This is a genomic window from Rhodobacter sp. NSM, assembly GCF_052244495.1.
Taxonomy (GTDB): Bacteria; Pseudomonadota; Alphaproteobacteria; order Rhodobacterales; family Rhodobacteraceae; genus Cereibacter_A.
Window position 1 is genome coordinate 1 of sequence record NZ_JBQPXH010000042.1, and the last position, 2,472, is coordinate 2,472.

Consider the following 2,472-nt stretch of genomic DNA (forward strand, 5'->3'; position numbering starts at 1 on the left):
CCCCTCAGCATTCGTCGGACCGTCCGTTGCGAGGCAGCGGGCGGAGGGGGAGTTGAAGCGAGTGGATACGATCGCGCGGGTTCGGCGGGCCTTTCACGTGCAGGGCTGGTCGGTGAAGAGGATCGCCAGGGAGCTGCACGTGTCGCGCAACACTGTGCGGAAGATCCTGCGGTCTGACGAGACGGATTTCAGCTACGAGCGCGAGCGGCAGCCGATGCCACGGATCGGGCCGTGGCAGGCGAAGCTCGACGAGGTTCTGCTCGGCAATGCGACCAAGCCGTCGCGCGAGCGGCTCACGCTGATCCGGATCTACGAGGAGTTGCGCGCCGCCGGCTACGAGGGCGGCTATGACGCCGTCCGCCGTTACGCCCGCGCGTGGTCGAAGAGCCGCGGGGCGGTGACGGCCGAGGCCTATGTCCCGCTCTACTACGCGCCGGGCGAGGCCTACCAGTTCGACTGGAGCCATGAGGTGGTGCTGATCGCGGGCGTCACCGTGACGGTCAAGGTGGCCCACGTCCGGCTCTGCCACAGCCGGATGATGTTCGTCCGAGCCTACATGCGCGAGACGCAGGAGATGGTGTTCGACGCCCATGACCGGGCCTTCGCCTTCTTCAGGGGCGCTTGCACTCGGGGCATCTACGACAACATGAAGACGGCGGTGGAGGCGGTCTTCACGGGCAAGGAGCGGAAGTACAACCGTCGCTTCCTGCAGATGTGCAGCCACTTCCTGATCGAACCCGTCGCCTGCACGCCCGCGTCGGGCTGGGAGAAGGGTCAGGTCGAGAACCAGGTCGGCCTCGTCCGCGAGCGGTTCTTCACGCCCCGGCTGCGGGTCCGGAGCCTCGAGGAACTGAACGCTTGGCTACTGGACAAGTGCGTGGCCTATGCCAAGGCGCACAAGCATCCCGAGCAATCCGACCGGACGATCTGGGAGATGTTCGAGGCCGAGCGCCCCCACCTTGTGCCCTATGCCGGACCCTTCGACGGCTTCCACAGCGTGACCGCATCCGTCTCCAAGACCTGCACCGTCAGGTTCGACAGTGACGAAGATCAGGAATTGATCCAGTGGATCAATTCCCTGAGGAACAAGTATTCTGTGCTGGCCACAGCGGTCGGACGCCCAGTCGAGGTCCACGCCTATGCCGATCGGATCGTCATCCGGCAGGACGGCGTCATCGTCGGCGAGCACCAAAGGGTCTTCGGACGCGGCCAGACCGTCTACAACCCTTGGCATTATGTGCCTGTTCTGGCTCGCAAACCCGGAGCGCTGCGCAACGGCGCCCCTTTCCGCGATTGGGTGCTGCCGCCCGCGCTGGCCGCGATCCGGCGCAAGCTGACGGGCTCGGACGACGGCGACCGGCAGATGGTGCAGATCCTGAGCTGCGTCGTGGCCGACGGGTTGCCAACTGTCGAAGCCGCCTGCCGCGAAGCCCTCGACCAGGGCGTCCATTCCGCGCCGGTCATCATCAACATTCTGGCTCGCCGCAAGGATGCCGCCCCGCCACCGCTGCTGCTGACGCCCGCCGGCCTGCGCCTGACCCATGCTCCGGTGGCCGACTGCGCCCGATACGACAGCCTCAGGAGGACCAGCCGACATGGACCGCACCCAGATCCTCGACCTGATGACCGCCCTCAAGCTCTACGGGATGCGCAGCGCCTATGACGAGGTCATGGCGAACGGCATCAAGCGTCAGCACGAGCCGCCGAGGATCGTGGGCGATCTGCTCCAGTCCGAGATCACTGAGAAGCAGGCGCGTTCGATCCGCTACCAGATGACGATCGCCAAGCTGCCGCTGGCCAAGGACATCGAGCAGTTCGACTTCACCGGCACGCCGGTCAACGAGGGCCTCGTCCGCGAGTTGGCGACGGGAAACTTCGTCGCCGACCAGCGCAACGTCGTGCTCATCGGCGGAACGGGCACCGGCAAGAGCCACCTTGCGATCGCCATCGCCCGAGCGCTCATCCGCGCTGGCACCCGCGGTCGCTTCTTCAACGTCGTCGACCTCGTCAACAAGCTTGAAGCCGAGACCCGCAGCGGCAAGCAAGGCCGAACCGCTGACTACCTCGGCCGCCTCGACTTCGTGATCCTGGACGAACTCGGTTACCTGCCGTTCGCCCAAGCCGGCGGGCAGTTGCTCTTCCATCTCATCAGCCGCCTCTACGAACGCACCTCGATCATTGTCACCACGAACCTCGCCTTCGGCGAATGGCCGACCGTCTTCGGCGACGCCAAGATGACCACCGCGCTCCTCGACCGGCTCACGCACCACTGCGAGATCATCGAGACCGGCAACGAGAGCTGGCGCTTCAAGAACCGCGCCTGACCCTCAGCACGCGAGCCCGATCAGGGCCTGAGCCGCCTCCAAACCCTGACCATTCCGTCGGCTCAGGCCCTGATCTCGCGGAGCCGGGGGGTCAAAATTGGGCGCCGATCACCCCGCCTGGGGGGTCAATTTTGCGTGCCGGTTGACA

2 protein-coding genes are annotated in these 2,472 nt (G+C 65.8%); both read left to right on the forward strand.

Features of this window, described 5'->3' with window-relative positions:
• Nucleotides 1–52 precede the first annotated feature (52 nt).
• A complete protein-coding gene (istA, locus tag ACTVZP_RS22095) occupies nucleotides 53–1,663 on the forward strand; it encodes an IS21 family transposase (RefSeq protein ID WP_443214279.1) in 1,611 nt (536 codons plus the stop codon).
• The gene (istB, locus tag ACTVZP_RS22100; protein WP_443214280.1) at nucleotides 1,596–2,324 is read left to right on the forward strand and encodes an IS21-like element helper ATPase IstB; all 729 of its coding nucleotides are present in this window, start codon (nucleotides 1,596–1,598) and stop codon (nucleotides 2,322–2,324) included. The genes istA and istB overlap by 68 nt, the downstream gene beginning before the upstream one ends.
• Nucleotides 2,325–2,472: the final 148 nt, after the last annotated feature.